Origin of the sequence: Shewanella sp. TB7-MNA-CIBAN-0143, from assembly GCF_040310065.1 — a bacterium.
In the GTDB taxonomy this organism is placed as follows: domain Bacteria; phylum Pseudomonadota; class Gammaproteobacteria; order Enterobacterales; family Shewanellaceae; genus Shewanella.
This window is the reverse complement of sequence record NZ_JBEOPL010000014.1, coordinates 1-19,344: the sequence shown is the minus strand read 5'-3', so window position 1 is coordinate 19,344 and position 19,344 is coordinate 1. Positions and strand designations below refer to the sequence as shown.

Annotated in this window: 14 protein-coding genes and 2 pseudogenes; 4 read left to right on the top strand and 12 right to left on the bottom strand. The window is 39.0% G+C overall.

Going from position 1 to position 19,344, the window contains the following annotated elements; genetic code table 11:
• Positions 1–114 precede the first annotated feature (114 nt).
• Positions 115–1,731 (bottom strand): methyl-accepting chemotaxis protein, encoded by a 1,617-nt coding sequence (locus tag AAEY97_RS12510; protein WP_350999144.1) that lies wholly within the window; start codon positions 1,729–1,731, stop codon positions 115–117.
• Positions 1,732–2,006: 275 nt separating this feature from the next.
• On the opposite strand from AAEY97_RS12510, the gene AAEY97_RS12505 reads away from it, so the two are divergent.
• The gene (locus AAEY97_RS12505) at positions 2,007–2,717 is read left to right on the top strand and encodes a DUF3334 family protein (RefSeq protein ID WP_350999141.1); all 711 of its coding nucleotides are present in this window, start codon (positions 2,007–2,009) and stop codon (positions 2,715–2,717) included.
• Positions 2,718–2,862: 145 nt separating this feature from the next.
• Here AAEY97_RS12505 and AAEY97_RS12500 read toward each other — a convergent pair whose 3' ends face one another.
• Together AAEY97_RS12500 and AAEY97_RS12495 are read right to left on the bottom strand one after the other, a co-directional pair.
• Positions 2,863–3,270: a hypothetical protein gene (locus AAEY97_RS12500; RefSeq protein WP_350999138.1), complete on the bottom strand. Its 408-nt coding sequence runs from the start codon at positions 3,268–3,270 to the stop codon at positions 2,863–2,865.
• The gene (locus tag AAEY97_RS12495) at positions 3,267–3,791 is read right to left on the bottom strand and encodes a T6SS effector amidase Tae4 family protein (RefSeq protein WP_350999136.1); all 525 of its coding nucleotides are present in this window, start codon (positions 3,789–3,791) and stop codon (positions 3,267–3,269) included. The genes AAEY97_RS12500 and AAEY97_RS12495 overlap by 4 nt, the downstream gene beginning before the upstream one ends.
• Positions 3,792–4,052: 261 nt before the next feature.
• Between AAEY97_RS12495 and AAEY97_RS12490 the strand changes: the two genes are divergently transcribed.
• The gene (locus AAEY97_RS12490; protein ID WP_350999135.1) at positions 4,053–5,090 is read left to right on the top strand and encodes a LacI family DNA-binding transcriptional regulator; all 1,038 of its coding nucleotides are present in this window, start codon (positions 4,053–4,055) and stop codon (positions 5,088–5,090) included.
• A gap of 192 nt (positions 5,091–5,282) precedes the next feature.
• Complete coding sequence (locus tag AAEY97_RS12485; RefSeq protein WP_350999132.1) at positions 5,283–6,215, top strand: DUF808 domain-containing protein; 933 nt, start codon at positions 5,283–5,285, stop codon at positions 6,213–6,215.
• A 164-nt stretch (positions 6,216–6,379) separates the two neighbouring features.
• Here the strand turns inward: AAEY97_RS12485 and AAEY97_RS12480 are convergent, their stop codons facing one another.
• From AAEY97_RS12480 to AAEY97_RS12445, 8 genes are all read right to left on the bottom strand, one after another.
• A complete protein-coding gene (locus AAEY97_RS12480) occupies positions 6,380–6,775 on the bottom strand; it encodes a DUF805 domain-containing protein (protein ID WP_101087613.1) in 396 nt (131 codons plus the stop codon).
• A gap of 170 nt (positions 6,776–6,945) precedes the next feature.
• The gene (locus tag AAEY97_RS12475) at positions 6,946–9,408 is read right to left on the bottom strand and encodes a glucan 1,4-alpha-glucosidase (RefSeq protein WP_350999129.1); all 2,463 of its coding nucleotides are present in this window, start codon (positions 9,406–9,408) and stop codon (positions 6,946–6,948) included.
• A gap of 337 nt (positions 9,409–9,745) precedes the next feature.
• The gene (locus AAEY97_RS12470) at positions 9,746–11,305 is read right to left on the bottom strand and encodes an MFS transporter (protein WP_350999126.1); all 1,560 of its coding nucleotides are present in this window, start codon (positions 11,303–11,305) and stop codon (positions 9,746–9,748) included.
• Between the two features lie 398 nt (positions 11,306–11,703).
• Positions 11,704–13,797 carry a glycoside hydrolase family 97 protein gene (locus tag AAEY97_RS12465; protein ID WP_350999123.1) on the bottom strand — a complete coding sequence of 698 codons (2,094 nt, stop codon included), beginning with the start codon at positions 13,795–13,797 and terminating at the stop codon, positions 11,704–11,706.
• 472 nt (positions 13,798–14,269) lie between these two features.
• Complete coding sequence (locus AAEY97_RS12460) at positions 14,270–14,680, bottom strand: hypothetical protein (RefSeq protein WP_342859085.1); 411 nt, start codon at positions 14,678–14,680, stop codon at positions 14,270–14,272.
• 36 nt (positions 14,681–14,716) lie between these two features.
• The gene (locus AAEY97_RS12455) at positions 14,717–15,376 is read right to left on the bottom strand and encodes a hypothetical protein (protein WP_350999120.1); all 660 of its coding nucleotides are present in this window, start codon (positions 15,374–15,376) and stop codon (positions 14,717–14,719) included.
• A 23-nt stretch (positions 15,377–15,399) separates the two neighbouring features.
• A complete protein-coding gene (locus AAEY97_RS12450) occupies positions 15,400–16,167 on the bottom strand; it encodes a hypothetical protein (RefSeq protein WP_350999118.1) in 768 nt (255 codons plus the stop codon).
• 34 nt (positions 16,168–16,201) lie between these two features.
• Positions 16,202–16,687 (bottom strand): hypothetical protein, encoded by a 486-nt coding sequence (locus AAEY97_RS12445; RefSeq protein ID WP_350999115.1) that lies wholly within the window; start codon positions 16,685–16,687, stop codon positions 16,202–16,204.
• 397 nt (positions 16,688–17,084) lie between these two features.
• Here AAEY97_RS12445 and AAEY97_RS12440 point away from each other — a divergent pair.
• A pseudogene (locus AAEY97_RS12440) lies at positions 17,085–18,057 on the top strand (IS3 family transposase).
• Between the two features lie 146 nt (positions 18,058–18,203).
• Here the strand turns inward: AAEY97_RS12440 and AAEY97_RS12435 are convergent.
• Positions 18,204–19,281 (bottom strand): annotated as a pseudogene (locus AAEY97_RS12435) (ISAs1 family transposase).
• Positions 19,282–19,344: the final 63 nt, after the last annotated feature.

The window sequence follows — 19,344 nt, the reverse complement described above, 5'->3', positions numbered from 1 at the left end:
AATATTGGCAGTGCTAAGAATGAGAGGGTTTAACAGGTAAAAAACGAAGGCTTTTGGGGCTGACATTTGCAATGCTCCGCCTGACAAGCCTTAGTAAATAAATCGTTTTATTAATTATATTTTAAATTGCCCTAGTGTTTTGCTCATATCAACACTAATGGCTTGCAACGATTGCGCTGCCTGGCTGTGGGTTTCGTTAGCGGTCAACGACTGTTCGGTGAGTTCAGAAATGGTATTGACGTTGACATTGATGTCTTCGGTAACCAATGCTTGTTCTTCAGTGGCACTAGCAAGTTGTGCTGTCATGCCACTAATATTATCGATGAGTGCTAGAATTTCGATAATTGCATCGCTTGACTGTACGGCTTTTGACTGTAACTGAGCAGACTCCCGTTGGGTATGAGTAATGCTGTCGATAACCGATTGAATACCCGTTTGGATCTGACTAATAATTTTATTGATTTCATTAGTCGATGACTGAGTTCTATTCGCGAGTGCTCGTACTTCATCTGCCACTACAGCAAAGCCTCGACCATGTTCACCGGCTCGTGCTGCTTCAATGGCGGCATTGAGCGCAAGCAGGTTAGTTTGATCTGCAATACTGCCAATAACATCAAGAATACTGCCAATCTCAGCAGATGAATGACTCAGTGTTAGTGACACTGTTTCAGCTTGATGTAATTCATGGACTAAACTTTGTGTTTGTTCAACGGTTTGTTGCATCAATTTTTGATTCTGTTCCGCTTGATGTTTTACATTAGCGGCACCGTCAGCTGCATCTTGTGTATTTCGTGCCATTTCTTGGCTAGTCGATAACATCTGGTTGATAGCCGCGGCGACACTTTGGGTTTCACTATGCACTTGATTCGCGCTTTGATTAGATGACTTTACGGTGTCTAATAAATGTATGGCTTCATCATTTAAGGTATGCCCGAGCGGTTGCAAATTAGCCACCATATTGGCAATTTTAATCACAAATTGATTGAATGCATCAGCCAATTTAGCCACTTCGTCGTTACCTTCAGTCGACAAACGCTGGGTCAAGTCACCTTCACCTTTGGCTATCTGTTCCATCGCATCGATAGTGACGTTAAGAGGTTGGGTAATGGAATGATTCAACAATAAAAAGAATGCAAAAATAGGCACTGAAATAATCATCATGATAATAAAATAGTCAATAATGATACCCGTCATGCTTTCATTAACATCGTTGACGTTAGCTTGAGTGATTAAGGTCCAATCAAGGGCTGAATAATACTGCGCTGCGACTAATACTGTTTGAGGCTGATTTTGTTGGTCGACAATAGCAAGTTCATTTTGTGCGATGTTGTTTTTTTTGGCGTTAGCGATCAATTGTTGATATGAATTAGAACCGTTGAATGTTTCTAAATTGGCAAGTGGTTTACCGATAGAGTTTTGATTAAGCGGATTAACAATAATGCGGTCTTGGTTATCAACAATGATAAAAGCTTGATGATCATTAACCTCAATTTGACTGGCAAATTGGCTTAATATTTCAACCGTAGCGTCCGGCTTAGCCAATTTAAACGCATCAAGAGTGCTACTTAATTGGCTGACTTGTCCACTTATCTGCTTATATTTTTCCTCAATTAAATGATTATATTGTTCTTTAATTGAAAAAGAACCGAAAACCACAGTGCCTACAGCAGCTAAAGCTAACATAATGAATAAGCGCTTTAAAATGGTTAAGCGTCTTAATAATCCAATCATCATCAGTCCTAATTCAAACAATCCATACAAAGTTGTGCGATTATAATGAAAATATGAAAAAACATAAGCTTGAAAGATTGTTTTTGTGAGCAAACAGCTGATTTTTACATTTGTTAATTGAATGTGTTTATTTGTAAAAAATTATTGATTATCAAATGATTAGTGTACCATTAAGTTTGATTGGTTAATTAGCATGCTAATCGATTGTTTTAATTTTGATTTTTTTTTGATTTACCCGCAAGATTAGCTTAATTAATGGATAAGGTACCTACGTTATGAATTCATCTTCTACAGTCAAAAATGACGACATTTTACTTAAACTTTGTCATTCTGTTTCTCATGTTCTGTCTAGCACTAGTGCGAGCCATATTAGTCATGCTGGGATGGTTCAAAGTATTTCTCGTACCCGTTTAAAGCCTGATTTGGCGTGTTTTTCCATTTTCGACGGCGGCTTTTCAGGTCTAGTTGTTATCAATTTTTCAGCTGCTGCGGCTATTGAAATTTATCGCCGCTATATGATCAACATGGGCATGCCTGAAACAGAACTCGCGTTTTCACATACTTCTGATGATGTCAGTAATGTTATGGGCGAATTAATGAACCAAATTTTGGGTGATTTTATTGGTAAAATATCGAAAGAATTGCAAACATCAATTAGCCAAAGTCAACCTAAAATGTTGGTTATCAATAAAGAGTTAACTATTTCTATCGATACAAACCTCGATAATGCAGTTGCCAGACGAGTGTCATTTAAGACTGAAAACAATCATATCTTTTATCTCGAATTCGCCATGGATAAAACCGAGTTTATTCGTTCTGCTGATTTTGAAATGGACGAAGAGTTTGATTTAGATTCGTTAATTGAAACTCATGGTAAAGCAGCGCAAGTCAGCACTGCAAAATCAAAAGACGTATTAAATGATCCCAATATTAAAGGCATTGTTGTCGATGACGCAGATGACTTGCTTAGTGAACTTGGATTATAAGTAATGCAGATTGAGAGAAATAACCAAATAAGCAATTCTTCTTGGTTGTTTCTCTCGATTTAGGCCATCTTGGTTGTTAATTTCTTTATTGAAGCTCTTTAAAGACATTCAACTTATAGCGTTAGAATCTTATTACCAGAAAAATTTATTGTTTATTATTTAAGAAGTGACGGTAGACCTTTTCATCTAGGCCAATTGTTGGACACGTTAACCCTTTATCTCTTACAGTTGAAACAGTCATCTTGCCATCAGTGATAAACACTGCTTGTGATTGTAATGAGCATTTATCAATCGCTTTCACTTGCCATCTTTTGAGTTCATCTAAAGCTGCAGGCGCACCAGCAACAATATAAACTTTCACATTATTGTATTGATAAAAATAACGCCCATCGTCATTAACCTTTACGAGAGAACATGGTGTTTTTAGTTGTAATGCAATACGTTGAGTATCTTTATCGAAAACGCATTGCCCTGAATCATCGTTCAAACTGACATGAGCGTTAGCACATGACATTAACAATAATGATCCGAGTAAACCAAATGGTCGAATCATGCTGACATTTCCCAGAACCATATTTGCTCTCCTAAATTAAGCCAGTCAGGATCTCCAGCCTTTAAATATTCACCATCCCATAAATCAATATGATCAGTATTTCCCAAACCATTCATTATAAAAACAATGCCTTTTTTATCTTTTAAAACAGATAGAGCATCGTTTTTAAGGACTTGTTTGTTACCAAAAAATCTACAGTTTGCAGAGTCAATCCAATTTGCAAGTTCTTGTGCAGCAAGGATATGCCTTGGTGTATGTTTTAAACTAGGATAACAGCGACGTTGAGGATACATTTTATCAAAAGATGAAATGTCGATTACAGACACCACTAATGACACACCCATACGGATAGCACATTGATTAGCGAATAATGTTTTGTCGCAAGGGTTGCTGGGATAAGGATGGTTAACCCATAATTTATTAAATTGAATAAGACTGTTACTCAGTCTTATTAAATGAATAATTAACAATACCACCTTCTTAAGGTTAAAAAAATTACCCATAGTAATTACTGATAACATAACTTAACATGTGATTATAGGTGCTTAAAAGCAATGAAAATGATGAAGTTAACTACCCCCATTTACGTATTCAGCTAGCCTAAGTAGGCTCATTACTATGAAATGATAGAGGTATGAATAAATATTTTAAGCGAATAAACTACAATATTTATAAATTTCATAATAGTAGAGGCTAACTATTTTTTTAAATCATTATTAAAGGTATATGCAGGTACTTTCAGTTTCAAACCTTCACCCATTAACTAAAGGCGATGCAGAGAAATGACATCTAAAGCGACTTCTATTGATATAGCTTACCGTGCAGGCGTGTCGCAATCGACTGTGTCTCGCGCGTTAAGAAACAGTCCGTTGGTAAATTTAGAAACGCGGCAGCGTATTCAAGCCATTGCAAAAGAACTCAATTATAAAGTCGATAAAAATGCCAGTAACTTACGCATGCAAAATAGCCATACGTTAGCATTGCTAATTTGTGAAGATCCTACTAACGATGAGTCGATGATCAACCCATTTTTTCTCTCTATGCTGGGTTCGATTACTCGAGCAACCGCCCGTCAAGGTTATGATTTATTGGTGTCATTTCAGCAGCTTTCAACGGATTGGCATGCAGATTATGAAGACAGCAATAAAGCCGATGGTATTATTTTATTAGGTTATGGCGATTATATGGATTATGCCCATAAACTTGATAAGCTTATCGAAAAAAATACTCACTTTGTTATCTGGGGAGCTGAGCATAACAATAAAGCGGTGTTGTCTATTGGTTGCGATAATCATCAAGGTGGTTTTGTGGCCACGGAGCATTTGCTCGGGTTAGGGCATAAACACATTGCGTTTTTAGGTGACTCGTCAAGTCGCAGCCCTGAATTTCGCGACAGGTATTTAGGTCATGTTGATGCTTTAAAATCTACCGGTATCGAAGCCGACAAACAGTTACAGCATGACGCTATTAATACCGAAGCCTCTGGTTATAATGCCGCCAACGTATTATTAGATAGCGGCGTGTCATTTGATGCTATTTTTACTGCGAGTGATCTTATTGCGATAGGGGCCATTCGTGCATTGAAAAAGCGCGGTGTTGTAGTGCCAGATCAAGTTGCTGTAGTGGGATACGATGATATTCCAGTGGCCAGTTTTGCCAATCCGGCGTTAACAACCATAAAGCAAGATACTCAGTTCGCAGGTGAAATACTTGTCGAAAGTGTGTTGAAGTTAATCCGTGGTCAAGAAGTTAGCCAGCGATTAATCAAGACCCATTTAGTGGTGCGTAGTTCATGTGGTGCAAATGTTGAAGATAATTAGATAATTGATATTAAGTGCATTGAATACTTTATGTAGTGCTATTTTTGTTTATTTACAGAAGCTTGGCAAACTAATGCTCTGAGTTAAGATCACTTATTTTACAGTAACAACTTACGTGCTCATATCATTAAATCGCTTTCAAATATGTGTGTAATTCCTGCTATTCAATTGTTTTTAAAGGATAAGTTTTTTATGGCCGGTGCCAGTTTATTAACCCTATTAGATGATATTGCGACTATTCTGGATGATGTGGCGGCAATGAGTAAAGTGGCTGCACGCAAAACTGCGGGCGTTCTGGGTGATGATTTAGCCTTAAATGCACAACAAGTGTCGGGTGTTGCTTCTGATCGTGAACTGCCTGTGGTATTTGCGGTGGCGATGGGATCATTTAAAAATAAAGTGATTTTAGTGCCGATGGCCATGCTGATCAGCGCATTTATTCCATGGGCTATAACGCCTTTATTAATGTTTGGTGGTTTGTTTTTATGTTATGAGGGCTTTGAAAAAGTCTATCATTCACTAACACATAAGCGTGCTCCTGTGATCGATGACGATGCGGTAGTCGCCAAAGCAAAAGCGGATATCGAAGATTTAGCCGCATTCGAAAAAGAAAAAATAAAAGGGGCTATTCGTACCGATTTTGTCTTATCGGCTGAGATCATCGCTATTAGTTTAGGTGTGGCTGCACACATGGATCTAATGGGGCAATTTTTAACCTTATGTGTTATTGCCATTGTGATTACGGTAGGGGTATACGGTTTAGTAGCAGGGATTGTTAAAATCGATGATCTTGGTTTGTTTCTGGCTCAGCGTAAGCCAAGTGGAATAGGGCATAAATTGGGTTTAGGATTAGTATCTGCTGCCCCTTACTTAATGAAGGTCCTGACATTTGTCGGCACTATTGCCATGTTTATGGTCGGTGGCGGTATTTTAACTCACGGAATTCATGTGGTGTCTGAATGGATTGTGCATGCAGAAACGCTGGTAAGCCAAGTGAGTGTTGTTGGTGACGTTTTAGGGCTATTAACCCCAAGCGTGTTGAATGCACTATTTGGTGTTGTTGCTGGTGGTTTGGCGGTATTATTTATGAATGGTGTGACCAAGTTACTGCCTGCAAAAGATTAGTTACTGCCTGCAAAAAACTAGTTAATGCCAGCAAAAAGTTAGTTAATCCAAGTATTTGTTGTGGTAAGCAATGATGGGTAAAAACATACGAAAAAAGCATAGTCCATGACTATGCTTTTTTCGTGGTATTGACGATAACGACGATGTTAATAAGTCTCTTAGGACTAAACCGTTAAATTATCGGGACTGTCTGGATTTGGTACTGTTTTTGGATTTGGCCCATATTCGTTGTCATCTTTACTGTTAAAGCACATCACAACCAGTAAAATTAATATGCCAAGCAATGGAATAAATATCAATAATAACCACCAACCAGAATGGTCTGTGTCGTGTAAACGACGGACACTCACAGCGATACTTGGGATCATGATGGCGAGTGAATAAATTGAGCTTAATACCCCTGCACCGTAGACGTCGCTGTAAAAACCGACACCCATGTCTAATAGCGTCAGTACGATACTGATCACCGCACTGATTAATCCAAACATCCAGTATTCTTTACGACGTGCACGGCCGCTAAAATCAAAATACTGCTTCAATACTTTTACATACCAATCCATTTGTTGTTCCTTAACGTTAACTTTTATTAATCCGGTTTATTTGTAACAAGATAGTGTTGAATTAACAAGGTTTATTCAACATACACACAAAAAATAAAGCCGTTGTGAGTCACAACGGCTTATTGAACAAGCTAATACAGTGCTATCAATACACTGTGATTAATACAGTGCTATTTAGCGAGTGTTTGTTGTACAACAGGGTAAAAGTCCCATACTTTTTCATCGGTCATCGAACGCACCAATTTAACGTATTCAGCATGGGTCCACGCTAGCGGTGTTGCTGAGTTGGTACCTTGGCCCATTTTGTAATTATAACGAGTCGCGTTGCCTACGCCGTCCCAAGCTTGCTCTGGCAACATTAACCCTTGGTTAGCAAAGGTTTCCATGCCTTGAACATAGGTATTGATTAATACTTTCTTCGTGTCAGGGGTTAAGGTGTCATTCGCTTTTGCTAAGGCTAATTCGTAATGACCGCGTTCACCGGTAAAGAAAGGCCATACTCGACCTCGTTGATTTTCGGTGTCGCCTTTTTCAGCGTAGCTAAGACCTGTGACAGTGTCTTCACCATATCCATCGTTACCATAGCGGCGGTATCCTGGTACTTTACTGCCATCTTTAGCGGTAAATAGGTATTTAACTCGTAAGTTATCTTCAAGACCTTGGTTGTCTATTAGCATGACGCTGTTTTTAATAACAGGGTCTTGGGCGTTAACCACACCATAACGGACTAATTCTAAAAAACCACCATCGAGGATCATGCGCTGATCTAAACCAGGTTTACCATTGTTATCGATGAGCTTATCGGTGTTATTAGGGTTACCATTTGGGCTAATGCGCACATAATAAGGTGCAACTTTACCTTTGGCATCTGTTTCACCTAATAAGCCAGTGGTGGTGACCATCGTTGTTTCGAGCTGACTTTGTAGCTTACGCGCTAAATCGGCATATTCAGGTCCTTGTTCATCTTTGGCTAGCGCTCCGATATCACTGGCAGCCACTAAACCCGCAATTACGGCTGCAGTTGTGGATGGAGAAAATCCTGCTTGTTCTTCCCAGCGTTCTTGTTGGGTACTAGGAGGGTTAATTTCAGTGTCATTCCAATCCAGTTTTACTTTGCCGCCTTTAACTAAAAAGTCAGCGGCTGGTTTAAGCATGTCGTTATACCATTGGATTATTTCTGCATCGCTAAGCACACCTGCTTGCCACAGTTTCCAGCCGAGCATGATTGGCATAGCGGTTTGATCTAACTGCACGCCAACCCATTCAATTTCACCATCGACATGGGTTTTCTGTAAAAACCATCCAGGAGTACCTGCAAAACCAGGTGTTTGTTGTTGAACTTGAACCTGCTTTAAATATTCAAAAGCCACTTTTGGTGTTTGAATATCGCCCATGGCTAAAAATGCCATTGCACATTGGTAAAAATCACGTGGCCATACGGCTTTATAGCCTGTGCTACCGACTTTAGCTGAAACGGTGTCGCCCCAAGGATTTGAAAGTGATGCGATTAACGCACCAGCATGGGTTTTATCTTCTTGAGCTTTTAACACTAAGGCGCTGGCATAGAGTAACTTACCGTTATCTGTAGTGTTGCTGCTCATGTCATTTAATGGCTTCAGCGAGGCTAAGTAATCTTTCCAGCCAAGATGTTTATCGTCGCCTAAATACGCTTGTTTAACGGCGTCATAACCCGCATCTAATGTCGCTTGAGTGTTGGCTAAGCTGCTTGCTTTGTCTTTGCCAAAACCAATAACCAAATTAAAGCTTAGGCTGTCATTAGCATTGGTGAGGGTAGGGTATTGTGCGGTTAGGGCTACGTTGCCGCCTTGATTGGTGTCGCTAGTGGTTTGGTAATGAGAGTCAAGTTTACCGTTATCTTGTAAATCGACAATACCATCTGATGTGCCGACAAACCCAGCGCTTGCAGCGACAAAATCAACATCTGTTTTAACGGTCATTACCGTTGAATTAGTGTCACTGGTGTAAGCCACTAGCGATTGGCCTTCAACACTAGCAATGTCATTTGAACCACTGTTATCAATGTGCGGATTGACATAAAGGTGTGGCGTAATGCCAGCCTCAAAAGCAGTAAAGGTGACTTTCATCATCAAGCTATTTCTATCGGGATCGGTAAAAATATGTTTTTCTATTTGGTATTTACCTTCAACATCTTTATTAATGACTTTATAAGCCAGGGATAATGGTCGTCCCATATCATCGGTATCTAAATACTCAATAGTGCTGATAGTGTGGTCTTTTTCAGTATCGACAAAGCCATTGCCAGAGATAATAAATTGCAGTTCTTTAATCTGGGCATTGTGAATAAGGCCAAACATGGTTTCGGTTAATACGCCTTGAGCTATCGAAAACCACACTTTACTGACAGGGTTTGCAGCTGTGTCTTGATAATGGCCGTTAACATAGGGCTCGTAAGATGTGCCTATGCCAGTTTTTCCTGAGAAAGCCCAAGTAGGTTCTATGCCCGGCGTACCAGGTGCGACGTTAATAACCTGAGCTTGTGTGTTTACTTGAGTATCAGCTGGTGAGCATGCACTTAAGGCTAGTGCCATCATGCTAGTTGTGACAGCTTTCGCTATGATGCTGCGATGCGTGAGTAAATGTGGTTTTAACATGGAATTCCCCAAAATAATGATCTTAATTTAGGGCCTGTTGATCTTTCAAGGTTGTTTTTGCAGCAAATTGTTGGTCATTTGTACAAGGCAGAGACTTTGTGGTGTAGTTATTCTACATAAAAAGTCGATAACGCAGTAAAAATGACCAACAAACGCTGCCCGAAGGGTTCGGCTAAAAACGTTTTACTCTTTGTTGAGTTACTCTTCGTTAAGTAAAAGTAGCTTAGATTGCTAGGCAGCAATCCGCTCGCCTCGATTAAAACGTTTTTATCTCGAACAAAATTTAACCTGCAAAGATCAACAGACCCTAGTTACCAGTGACAAAGACTGGTAATTCTTATTGTGTTTGCTTGTCTTGATCGACAAATAACACCGCAATGCCCGACAACATCATAAATATCCCGCCTAGTACTAACGCGTAAATAGGTTGTCCATCAAAAAATACCTTAAGCAATAAGCCAAGAATACTGGCCGCTAACAGCTGTGGGATCACAATGAAGAAGTTAAAAATCCCCATGTAAACGCCCATTTTTTTCGGGGGTAATACACCTGATAACATGGCGTAAGGTACCGATAGAATGGATGCCCAAGCAAAACCAACGCCAATCATCGGTATCCACAACAGGTTAGGGTTTTCAATAAACATAAAGCTGATGAGACCCGCACCGCCAATAAACATGTTGATGGTATGGGTGAGCTTAATGCCGACGGCTTTGGCTAGAAACGGAATAATAATCGCAGCAATTGCAGCAAAGCCGTTATATGACGCGAATAAGATACCGACCCAATCTGCACCATCATTATAGGCTTGTGATACCACATCAGTGGTGCCGTAATGGTACGAAGTAACGGCCGCTGTGGTGTAAATCCACATTGCAAATAGGGCAAACCAAGCAAAAAACTGTACCAGCGCTAGCTGACGCATGGCTTTAGGCATATGAAACAAATCATCGACAACATTAAACGTCATGCCTAAGCCGTCGCGTGTTGCTGACGATTCAGCGTTATTGTTTGACAGTTTGGCTAACTTACGCGAGCAGTATAGTTGCAGCGGTCCGAAGGTAAAAATACCCAAACTTAAAATATAAAGTTGCTTATCTAGGTCTAGGCTTACAATTGCGAGAGTGAAAATGGCGCCAATCGCCATCCATATAATGGCACCATGTTGATATTGTTTGACTGTACGCGTATTGGCGTTAGTGTCTTGTGCATCAGTAGTGTCTTGTTGATAAAATTCAGCCAATTGCTCTGGAGAGTATTCTTTGGTTGAAATAATGGTCCAACCCACGGCCAACATTAGTACCGCGCCACCAAAGTAAAATGCATAGCGTACAGAGTCGGCAATTTCGCCCGCTGGGGCGGTATTTTCGACATCAAATACATTGGTTAAAATATATGGCAAGGCAGATGCCACCACCGCACCAATACCAATGAAAAAGCTCTGCATTGCATAGCCTTGGGTCCGTTGGTTTTTGGGTAGATTATCGCCGACAAAAGCACGAAACGGTTCCATGGCGATATTGATTGAGGCATCCATAATCCACAACATACCCGCCGCAATCCATAACGTAGGTGAGTGCGGCATGATAAATAGCGACAAGGTGGTTAGTATGGCGCCAATTAAAAAATAGGGGCGACGACGGCCAAGGCTATTCCAAGTATTGTCACTTAAGTAACCAATAATAGGTTGTACAATGAGACCCGTGAGCGGTGCGGCAATCCATAAAATGGGAATATCATCAATAGATGCACCTAAGGTTTGAAAGATACGGCTGACATTGGCGTTTTGCAGTGCGAAACCAAATTGGATCCCCAAAAATCCAAAACACATATTGAAGATTTGCCAAAAATTAAGCTGCGGTTGTTGGGTGACGTTTTTATGATTATTGTCAGACATGTGACATCCTTTTTGGTAAGTCGTTGTGCTTACTTCTTTTAATTTTATTGCTTATGGCGAATTCATTGGTAACCATTAGGTTGGCTACGTTACATATTAATAGTTAAAAAAATGGCGAATACGCATCTCCCTAAGACGGGTATTCGCCAAAACCTACGCTTTATCCATTAGCGACTTTCGTCAAATAATCAGTGGATAAAGTTAATCAAGGTACTCTAAAGCTGATGGTCTCCATGGCCGAAGACACACCAGAAACGACCTAAACCATTCCATCCTGCAATTAGAAACGAAATAGCATGTTTTATAGTATCCTCGAGCTTGTTCTTGGTACAACTGACTACATACGTATTCATGCTATGTGAGCAACCTAATGCGAACACTTATGTAACATTCTAGCGTTACAGGGCTTTAAAACGAATCGCGGTACCCCCACTGGCTGCGAGGTTAAGTGTCAGCGCGTCTTTTGCAGTAACGATTTTGGTTTCAATCACGTAATCATAAGGGTTTGTTAGCCAATCCGCTTTATCACCGTCACGATAAATTTGGGCTTGGTAGCGTTTCCCTGGCGTGAGGAAGTCTAATTTTAGCGTCAATTTCCGTGATTCTTCATCTGTTAATGCGCCTAGATACCAGTCTTCTGCACCGCGCTGTTTTCTTGCAAAGGCAACATAGTCGCCAACTTCACCTGCAAGGGCGATACTGTCGCTCCAATCTGTTGGTACATCTTCAATAAACTGGAAGGCATCGAGACGTTGCACATAGTTACGCGGTAAGTCTGCAGCCATTTGAATAGGGCTGTACAACACGACATACAAGGCTAATTGCTTTGTGAGTGTGGTTTTTACGCGGTTAACCGCATCTAGACCTTCAGGCGCTAAATTAAAGATCCCAGGGGTGAAGTCCATCGGCCCAGCCAGCATTCGGGTATAAGGTAGAATTGCTGTATGTTCTGGAGTATTAGGTGGGCTTCCCCATGCATTAAACTCTTGGCCTCGAGCGCCTTCGCGTGCTATCCAATTTGGGTAAGTACGACGTAAACCGGTATCTTTAATCGGCTCGTGAGTATTAATGCTAATACCACGTTTTGCGGCTTCGGTAACGCTATGTAGATATTCGTTAACCATAAATTGGCCGTCGTGCCATTCATGGCGCACTATACCATTTTCATCAACGCGCTTAATGTCACCACCGTCTGCTACGTAACCGGTTTTAACTTGAGTCACGCCATGTTTTTTATATAAATCATAAGCATCACTCATTTGATTTCGGTAATTAGTCACTGAACCTGAGGTTTCATGATGGCCAATTAAACGGACATTTTTACTGTGTCCATATTGAGTTATCTCATCAATGTCAAAATCAGGATAAGCTTTAGTAAAGCTAAACACGTCGCCGTTATCGAACCAACTACCATCCCAGCCTTCATTCCAACCTTCAACCAATACCCCATCAAACCCATATTGGGCGGCAAAGTCCATATAACGCTTAGTTTCGCTGGTGGTCGCACCATGCTTAGGGCCGCTTCCCCAGGTGTTTTCATTGAGGTGCATTCCCCACCAAATGCCGACGTATTTACCCGGTTGCACCCAAGACACATCACCTAGTTTATTGGGTTCATTAAGATTAAGGATAAGATCTGAGTTAAGTAAGCCTGGGGCATCTTTAGCAATTTGAATCGTACGCCAAGGTGTTGAAAAGCCAGGTTGAGTCTTCACTCGAATACCATCCGACCAGGGGGTTAAATCAGCACGTAAAATACCGTCACGCCCTTGATTAAGCACCATTGCGGCATAATCGGTGAGGGCGGCTTCATGAATGCTTAAATGCACGCCATCAGCCGTTCTAAAAGTCATAGGTGTGTGGGCTCGGTCGATTTTATCAAGTGAGGTTGTACGGTATAAATATTCGTATCGGTTCCAGCCGCGCCCGGGGATCCACCATGCGGTTGTGTGTTGTGGATCTGGGATGGAAAATTCAGTCAATTCATCGGTAATATCGAGTTTTGGTGTGTTAGCCAACCCGGTTTGTTTTGGCACTAGGTAACGAAAGCCAATACCATCATTAAACGCTTTAAATTCGATATCAAAGTCAATTTTGCCGTTACTCAGAGTGGCGACCACGCGGTTGTAATGATCGCGGATATTTTCACGTTCACCCCAAGGTTGCTGCCATGTTTGGTCTACGCTGCTGTTAGTCACATGTTTAATGTTAAAATCAGTACCTAATTCACCTAACTGTTGAAATACCAACCCTAATTTACTTGGGTTAATAACAATATTGTCATTAAATTTTACTTGGTATTCAGGACGGCCATTATCATCGGTCAAGCTGATGTTGATGTGCTTGTCAGGCGAGGCGACATTAATGGTTTTAGCTTGAGCGAGACTGGGAATGGTTGATAACGCGACAGCACAAGCTACTGCGATAACATTAAGTGCAAAGTGTGACTGTGTGGATAGCGGATTTGCTCCGTTAAATAAAACGCGCGCCATAGCATGTCCTTGTTGATTATTATTTTATCTTTAGAACAAGTAATATATGACGCTTTTCGTTTATACAGCAAAGATTTGCATACGTATTCAGTGTGCCAAGCAAGTGCTTGAAGTGAAATTACGCAACAATTTTATTACCCCACGAACAATGATTGGCTCAGGGTTGATTACTTGACTCAGACATTAATTCAGCGGTGAGCTAAAATTTAAGTATGAACCTTATAACCAATTCGTAGCTAGAAATTGTGACTATTGGCATGATCCGCTCTACTCGAACTACAACATTACGTATTTGGACATTTTCAATGAAATTAAAAATAGCGCATAAGTGTGTTTAATGAATGGCGAAAAGTATTAATTTTCACATTTTAGTTGGTTTATCTCTTGGGGATATTAAATTTATTAGCGTTATTTTTAGTGCGTATGGTTATGATGGGAAAAGGCTCTTAGTAATAACTAAGAGCCTTGATTTCTATAATTCTTTTTCTACAATTTTTTGAATGTTAGATGCGCGATCATCTATTTGTTCAACATTGGTAACTGGAGAGTGGTTTAAAGTTAGAACACCATTTTTAAACTCTGCAAATTTATCACTTCTGTGATTATCACTATAGTTTTGAATCACGACTTTTTTCAAAGACTCTTTAATAATGTCTCTAGCAAAATCTTCTGAACACATTTCTTTAAATGCTTTTGCTAGAGGATGAAAGTAAACTTTAGGCCAACATTCATCATATAGGTGGCTGTAACCATCAACTTCTAATGTTGACCAGTTTACTTCAATTTCAAACTCAAAGCCTGAGTCTTTAAATATTTTTTCCTTCAAAGATCCTAATCTGTTACTTTCAAACTCTTTTGTTGCACGTCTTTCTGCTAAACCCATGGGTAATCTCCATATAAATAATAAGTGTTGAACACGTTATAAAAGTTTTTCTAACTTTCTTTTTATCAAAGAATGATAATCGTTAGGTAGTTTCTGAGCGAAACAATGTTTTAAGACAATTCGGTTAGAGTCCTTTAACATAAAGAAATTGTTACTATCAATATTAGTGAATTCAAATTCCTCTACTTTCCCTACCAAATCTTTACCAAACTCATCAGTAGCAATTTCTAAAAGTATTTCAAAAGTGCTGTCGATTAAAGATATAGCATTTTCAGTTTCGATATTGTCAAGCGTATTGACATTAGAGAATCTAAACTTTACTGCAATACCGAGATTGTTTATTATAGCTGCTTCAATCATCTGAACTCTTTCATCCAGTGATAATGTAGCGTTATCTTCTAAAGTGTTGTTACTTATTTTTTTATTGTTTCTCGACAATAATTCTAAGTTTTCTTTAACACTTTTCAAGCTAATAGATGCTAAGTTATCTATCATTATATAGCTGATTATTTCATCGCTTGAGTACAATACAATGATCTTTGTATCAATATCTAAGCTGACTAATGAACCACTGTAACTATTTCCACACTTATCTTTGAGTATTAATTGTGGAGGAGTAGTATTTTTGTGTGAATTTATTCTTTCCAATATCTTCAAAAATGAAGAAATATAGAATTCATATGACTGTGGCAGCATAAAACCCCTAATAACACTAATTACTAAATTAAATCTCTTTCTTTACAAACCATTGAGCTTATTTTTCCAAGCTGTCCAGATTTACTCATTGGAGCACACATCAGATTTTGTATTTTATCATCACGATGTAAATTGTCCTCTAGAATAGGAAATTTAAATTTTGAGCAAGATTTAACTACGATATTAATAGCAGCCTTCTGATAAATGACCTCGGTTCTTGATGCTGCTATAATAATGGTATTTTGTAGCTTTGGATCTGTACAAATATCGTCGCGTTGTGTTCTAGAAGCTATTTCATAGAATTGAATGAGTTCTATCTGCTCACTGGCGATCTGATTTTTATTGTCCTCAAATAATCTAGCTGCTTGATTCGGTCCTTGGGTGTTAAATGCTAAAGAATAGCCAAAAATAGACATACATTGATTATCAAAACGACTTCTACAACTAGGATGTACAACTAAACCACTTTGAAGTACTTTTTCCATTAATTCGACATCGTTTAATAATAAAGGAAACTTAGTTTTAATAACATTTCCTTGTTCCAAATTACCGTTAAAATTACCACTAGCTAAATTTTGTTTCAGTACCTCTGTAAATGATGCCTTTGCTGAAGCTTGCCATTCTGAAGAGCGTAAAGAAGGAAGGACTTTGGGTAAAAGGTTTATTACTTCCTGATATCCTCCTTGTTCTAGCAATGTGCTTATTTCTTTTTCGTCAACATCAAATACACTTTCATGCGCATTTGCCATTAGACTTGAAAAAAATATCATTGTAATTAGTTTTTTTATCATTTTATTCCTTCAAAATGAAATTTATAAAAATTATTTACCAAAGAGCCTTAAGCAATTTCGAATATTTTGAGTCGTATGATGATGAAGCATTTAACGCAATAACAAGTGTAGTACCTTCATTGTCAAGTTTAAATGAAGCATCTCTTGTTTCTTGATCTTTATGACCTGTTATTTCGACCTTGGAAATTTTAGTTAATTCACTCTTGTACATGTCGGCATATTCGCCTTGAGAACATATTTCAGAAAGATCTTCGATTAACTTGTTAATTAAGGCACCGCTAAAACGAACGATTTGTTCAGGGGTTCTTCTTAATTTTTTATAGTCATAGCTGTCGTAGTTTGTCCAATCTATATTGAAATCAATACTTTTATTTCCACATGCAGATATCAATTTAGCTTTTGCTACTTCAATATTTTCTTCGGCTTTTTTTATTTCAATTTTGGTCTTCATATCTGCAGCGTTAACGCTAAATGTTGCGGCTATGAGTAATGAAGTTGTGATAATGGTTTTTTTTAACATACTGCCTACCTTGTGTGTAGATAAATAATAGGAAGTTTTCAGAGTAGCAAATGCTTATCTATCATGATAATGACTTTGATTTTATAATTAATACCAAAGATATCTCTTCCATAAGAAATTTTGAATAATATACTGTGTAGGAAACATCGTTTCAAGAGTAAATTTAAATATAAATTAAAAAATATCGATTAAATCATTATAAGTAGTAGTATGTAATGTTTAATTTTCCTTAAAGCATTACATTGGGTAGTGTCTATGAGGGAATTAAAATTCAAAAATGAACTTTTTCCTTAAATACGTATAGCTTATTTAAAATATTCGCAGCTAATAATGATGACGTGGTTTAATTAATCCGACTAACCCAGTTAAGATATAATTGATTTAACTGAAGATTTAAATGAAAAAACGTAAAGCCAATTCAAAAGAATTCAAACTTTATGCCATCTCGCTTGTAAGAGAACAAAATTACAGCATTATGGATGCCTCAAGAAATCTAGAAGTTAGTGCTTAACTCTTTGGCCGCTGGATAAATTAATCTGAAAATGATGACGGTCATGCGTTTAGAGTAAACGGTAAGCTTACGCCTGAGTAGGAAGAAATCCGTCAACTAAAATCGCAAGTGAAACGTTTAGAAATGGACCGTGAAATATTAAAAAAACCACGGTCTCCTTTGCCAAAGAAAAGAAGTAAAATACATGTTTATTGCCGCGTTTAACGATAATACCTATTGATAAAGGCGTATTCAAAAAGCGTTAAATGGGCCTGATTTTCCTGTTGGCCGCAGGAAAACAGGAAAATTGATAAAAGAGGTAAACGTTTGGGTCCGCTACAATAAGAAATATAAAGCAACGACCAATAGTGAACACAATAAGCCTGTATACGATAATGAACTCAAACGGGAAGCGCGCTAATCAAGCGTGAGTGCAAGATATTACGTACATATGGACGTCAAAGGGATGTTTTATTTAGCCGTCGTAATTGACCTTCTTTCCCGTAAAGTGGCTGGATGGAGCATGGAAAGTAGAATGAAAGCGCAACTTGTTTGCGATGCACTCATAATGGCTATCTGGCAACGAAAACCTAAAGCCGGTTGATAGTACATTCAGATCAAGGCGTTCAATATGCGAGTCATCAATTTCGACGGATACTGAGAACACATGGATTTTAAGCTGTATGAGTAAAAAGGATGTTGTTGGAATAATGCAGTAGCAGAAAGCTTGTTTGGTAGCTTGAAACAGGATCAAGTCCACTGGAGCAATTATCGGACGCGATATGTAGCACAATAAAATGTCATGAATTACTTCACAATGTGGTACTACAGCCAGCGAATGCATTCATACCTTGATTACCAAAGTCCCAATGAATTTTAGTGTATGGGTTAGCCGTTAAAAGAAGTAGCTTAACGAACTTGATTAGGGTGACCGAATCCAGTTGACTAGGTCACCGTTATTGGTGAGATCAGTAAGACGTTCGATAATACCGTACGCAGAAATACCCAGTGCCTCCGCATGAGTGTTTAATTTTTAAGCATAGATGCAAATCCAGCCAGTAACGCACTCTCTAAAAACTTATGTTTCATCATGCAACGCTTTTGCTTCATCGGAACGCTTACCTTGGTCGGGTCGCTTTGAATCATATTTAAAGACATGTGTCTCAGGCCCGCTAGGTCTTCAGTAGCATTTTCTCGATAAATCTGACAGGCATTCTATTGAATACTGACATCTGAAATCCAATGCATCGATTCAAACACTCCAATGTGCTCGTATCGTAATATTTGCTTGTTCTGCCGTTAATCTTTTGAGCTGATGTAATAGCGATATTCCAGCTTTGCTGCTTTACTTTTTTCTTTTCGGAAGTTCTAAACCATTACTATAGTATTAAGCCCTGTCGAGCCAGAGAAATTACCTTCTAACAATCAGGCATTAGCCACGTGGCAAGTTTGTGACTCTATCCGTTCACGATGTTTTTCTGTATTCCTTTTTTGATTGTCAGTCGACGACTGACGATAACAAGAAAAAGCATTTTGGGTAGCTTTGGCTCACTTTCCTTGGTTGCCTTTTTCCGCTAAAAGAAAGTCTCCACCTTGATTGATGATATTTTTGTGACATGCCATAGCATCGATGGTCACAAGTACTCCACGTAGCCCGAGCATCTTAATTAATTCGCGATTACTGTTATCTTATCGTTTCTGTAGATGTTTTATACGTATCAGTACCGGTTTTCTACCTGATGCATACACGCTTATCATATGAATAGTATTGTACCTATCTTCTAGGTTGTATGAGCACCTTAGCGTTTTACCATCAATAGCGACGACTTCGCCGTGAGTGGGCTGATGCACTGCACACATCCAATTCAGAAAATACTCCCGAAAGCATGTGGATCGATGTGTAGTGGCAATTAGGTAAGCGAAAGTTTCATCGACAGGAACACCATTTTCGAACAAATTTTGTTGAATGAACCTGTTGTGATAACCAATAACATACCCTCGTATATCAGTCCAGCCCTAGTTCCCGCAACAACGGCGCAGAATGAACCTAAATAATATCAAACATGGGGTAGTCTACCTTGGCGCTCTGGGGTAATCTCCCCATTTTTAGCTGAGGTCAAAAGTAGAGACTTAGGCCACTAGTGCCAGTTTTTGCTTTGGTGGGACA